The sequence below is a fragment of the Leisingera sp. genome (assembly GCF_034669605.1).
In the GTDB taxonomy this organism is placed as follows: Bacteria; Pseudomonadota; Alphaproteobacteria; order Rhodobacterales; family Rhodobacteraceae; genus Leisingera.
Map to the genome: position 1 here is coordinate 1 of NZ_JAXMOX010000306.1, position 3,913 is coordinate 3,913.

General features: G+C 64.2%; 3 protein-coding genes and 1 pseudogene. All 4 read left to right on the forward strand.

All coding sequences use genetic code 11. The features are described 5' to 3' along the window. Positions 1-731: pseudogene (locus VOI29_RS23225) on the forward strand (terminase large subunit); the annotation flags it as partial. Continuing rightward, positions 722-2,038, forward strand: a complete 1,317-nt coding sequence (locus VOI29_RS23230) for a phage portal protein (protein WP_323784107.1) — start codon at positions 722-724, stop codon at positions 2,036-2,038. The pseudogene VOI29_RS23225 and the gene VOI29_RS23230, both read left to right, overlap by 10 nt. Positions 2,039-2,049: 11 nt before the next feature. Next, complete coding sequence (locus VOI29_RS23235) at positions 2,050-2,649, forward strand: HK97 family phage prohead protease (RefSeq protein WP_323784109.1); 600 nt, start codon at positions 2,050-2,052, stop codon at positions 2,647-2,649. A 67-nt stretch (positions 2,650-2,716) separates the two neighbouring features. Continuing rightward, positions 2,717-3,913 (forward strand): phage major capsid protein (locus tag VOI29_RS23240; RefSeq protein ID WP_323784110.1); only part of this gene is annotated, 1,197 nt, incomplete at its 3' end.

Consider the following 3,913-nt stretch of genomic DNA (forward strand, 5'->3'; position numbering starts at 1 on the left):
AGGCGGGGTATCCCTGCTTTGGCGGGCTCGACCTCAGCCAGGTGCGGGATTTCTCGGCGCTGACTCTGACCTGGGTGCTGGACGCCACCAAGGACGCGGAAAAGCTGGTGTCGAAAACATGGTTCTGGACGCCGAAGGACACGCTGCTGGACCGATCTGCGCGGGATCAGGCGCCTTATGAGCTGTGGGCGGACAGGGAGTTCATCGAGGCGGTGCCGGGTGAACGCCTGAAATACCCGTGGCTGGCCGACGCGCTGGCGGATCTGAACTCGCGCTATCAACCGGAGGTGATCGCCTGCGACCAGTACGGGCTGGAGCGGCTGAAGGACAGCCTGACGGAAAAGGGGCTGGTTCTGCCGACCGAGATCCACCCGCAGGGGTTTCAGAAGCGGGTGCTGGAAAAGGTGCCGGACCCGACCAATCCCGGCCAGGAGGTGGAGATCTACCTGTGGATGCCGGACTCGATCAACAAGCTGGAGAACGCGATTTACGACGGCCGGCTGACCGTGGCCAAGAACCCGCTGCTCGACAGTATGGCGGCCTCGGTCACCTATGCCGAGAACCGCACCGGGCACCGGATGTTCGACAAGGAAAAGGCGCACGGGCGGATCGACGGCATGGTGTCGCTTGGCATGTCGGCCGGAATGGCGCTGTGCCGGGAGCGCGGGCAGCAGGAGCAGTCGCCCTGGGCCGATGACGATTTCTCGCTGGAGGATACACTTTGGGACTGACGGGGTTTTTCCGGCGCGGGACGGCGGCGGAGGCAGCGGCACCGGTTGAAGAGCGGGCGGAGGTTGTCATGGACAGCGGCGCGGCCTCGATCGCGGAAGTGCTGAGCGGCGAGGTGCCGGAAAGCGTCACCATGAAGGAGGCGCTGTCGATGCCCGGGGTCTGGGCTGCGATCAACTTCCTGTCGGCGGCCATGGCGGGGCTGCCGGTCGAGGTGTTCGAGAAGTCCGGCGAGCCGGGCGGCGACAGAAAGGTGACCGGCGGCGTGGCCGATGTGCTGGGTGCCGCGGTCAATGATAGCACCACCAGCTTTTCCTGGCGCGAGACCTTCTTTGCCGAGGTGTTCGGGCCGGGCCGGGCTTACACCTATATCGAGCGCCGCGGCGGCAAGGCGGTGAACCTATTCCCGATGGAATACGACCGCACCACGGTGCGGAAGCTCAAAGGGCGCCTGTTCTACGATTACCGGGAGCCTTCCGGGAAGGTGAAGACCTATGAGGGCAAGGACGTGATTGATATCGCCTTCCTGCTGAAGCCGGACCACGTGGGCCATCATAACCCGGTGATGACCTGCGCCAGTGCCATCCGGCAGGGACTCAATGCGAACCGCTATGCGCTGACGGTGTTCGGAAAGAACGGGGTGCCGCCCTATGTGCTGAAAGGCCCGTTCACCGCGGCCAAGGAAATGATGCGGGCAGCGGCGGACCTGATGAAAGTGACCCGCCGGGCGGCCGAGGAGGGCAAGCCGGTGCTGCCGGTTCCGAACGGGCACGATCTGGTGCGGCTCGGTGATGATCCGGAAAAGATGCAGCTGACGCCGGTGCAAGTGTTTGCGGTTGGGCAGGTGGCGCGGATCTACCAGCTGCCGCCGGTGTTTCTGCAGGAGCTGAGCAAGGGCAATTACAACAATATCGAGCATCAGGATTTGCACCTGGTGAAGCACACGCTGCGGCGCTGGGTGGAGAAGTTCGAGCAGGAGCTGACCCTGAAGATCTTCGGCCGCGGTGCAAAACGCTACGTGAAGCTCGACCTCGACCGCATCATGCGCGGCGATTTCAAGACACGTATCGAAGCAATCGTTAAAGCGATCCAAAACTCGCTGCTGACGCCTGATGAGGGGCGCGAGATGATGGGCAAGCCGCCCGTGCCGGGCGGGAATAAGCTGTTCATTCAGGGGGCCACGGTGCCGCTGGAGCTGGCGGGCAAAGCCTTCAACAAGAATGCGCCGGCCGAACCCGAGGGCGGAGACGCCAGCGGCGAACCCCAGCCGGAAGACGGCGGCGCGGAAGACCAGAGCGAAACCGAATAGAGGAGGCCGCCATGAGCGACCCGCAACGCGAGGTGCGTTTCTGCGCCGTCGCGCCCATCGAGCTGCGCGAAGCGGAGGCCGGGGGCGATCTGATCAATGTGACGGGCTATGCGGCCGTCTTCGGCGAACGGACCGATATCGGGCCGTTGGACCGCTGGGGCTGGGCTGAGGTGATCGAGCGCGGCGCCTTTGGTGATGCGCTGACGCGCGGCGATGACGTGACCTTTCTGGTCGACCACGGCGGCCTGCCGCTGGCGCGCACCTCGTCCGGCACGCTGACGCTGGCAGAGGATCAGCGCGGCTTGCGGGTGGATACTGCCCTGGACCCGTCCGATCCGGACGTGCAGCGGATCCTGCCGAAGATGAAGCGGGGCGACATGTCCAAGATGAGCTTTGCCTTCATTGCCGACAAGGAAACCTGGGACGAAACCGGCGACCACGCCCTGCGCACGATTCAGTCGGTGCAGCTGTTCGACGTCTCGATCGTGACGGACCCCGCCTATGACGGCACCGAAATCGGGCTGCGCTCAAAAGCTGCGGCTCTTGGCGGGGACAGTGATTTCTACCGCCGCCAGATGCAGATGCGATCGCGTCTGTCCGGCCTGGCCTGACCGGCCACCGCCCAGCACCTTCGCGCCTTGGGCAAGCGCAGTTTCCAGACAACCGAAAGGGTTTGACATGTCGAAGATCAAGGAGCTGCGCGACAAGGCGCAGAAAGTTCTGACCGAGGCCACCGGCATCCGGGACGGCATCACTGAGAAGACGCCGAAGGACGAGGCGCGGGCGGCGAACGAAAAGTTCGACGCGATGATGGATCAGTATGACGGGCTGGTGAAAGAGGCCGACCGCGAAGAGCGGGCCTGGAAGGCGAAGCAGGAAGAAGAACAGCGACGGGAAGAGCGGGAGCGTGAGGAGCGCGAAGAGCGCCGCCCCGGCCAGGAAGAGCGCAGCCATGCGCCCGGCGAGAACGTCAGCGATGAATACCGCGAGGCGTTCCGGCAGTATCTGGCGTCCGGTGCCGACCTGTCCGAGCTGAGCAAGGAAGCGCGCGATGCGCTGCGCTCTGGCTTCCGGGAAATCCGGACCCAGACCACCGGCACCGGCGCCAACGGCGGCATCCTGGTGCCGACCACGCTCGCCAGTTCGATCAACATTGCAGCTGCGGCGCATGGCCCGATGATGGACGCGAACATCGCCACCGAAATCAACCTCTCCAACGGCGCGCCCTTTGATCTGCCGAAGGTTGATGACACCGCCGAGGAGGCGAACCTGCACACCGAGGGCGATGAAGGGGTGGATGACAACTCCGGCGATATCGTGCTCGCGAAAACCTCGCTGCTGGCCTATGCGCTGGTGACGCCCTGGATCAAATGGTCCTTCGAGCTGGCGCAGGATTCTTCTTTTGGGTTTGAAGCTTTGCTGGCAAAGCTGATCGGTGAACGCATTGGCCGCAAAGGCAACGCCTGGCTGACTGTCGGTTCCGGCACCAATGAACCGCTCGGCTTTGTGACCGGCGCCCCGGTGGGCCACACTGCAGCGGCGGCTTCTGCGCTGACCTTTGATGAAATCATGGACCTGGAGCATTCGGTGGACCCGGCCTATCGAGGCGGCCCGAAGGTGCGGTTCCAGATGCATGACCAGACCGTCAAGGCGCTGCGCAAGCTGAAGGACACCAACGGCCGCTACATCTGGTCGGATGGCGACGTGACCAAGGGTGTGCCGGCCACGCTGAACAGCAAGCCGGTGTCCTTCAACCAGGCCATGGCGCAGATCGGCGCCAGCGCCAAGCCGATCGCCTTCGGGGATTTCTCGGAATACTACGTCCGCAAGGTGGGCAACCCGCTGATCGGCGTGGCGCGCGAGAAGTTCTTCCCC

Excerpts from the sequence above, each read along its gene's own strand:
- VOI29_RS23235 (WP_323784109.1), top strand. The coding sequence starts at position 2,050 with ATGAGCGACCCGCAACGCGAGGTGCGTTTCTGCGCCGTCGCGCCCATC.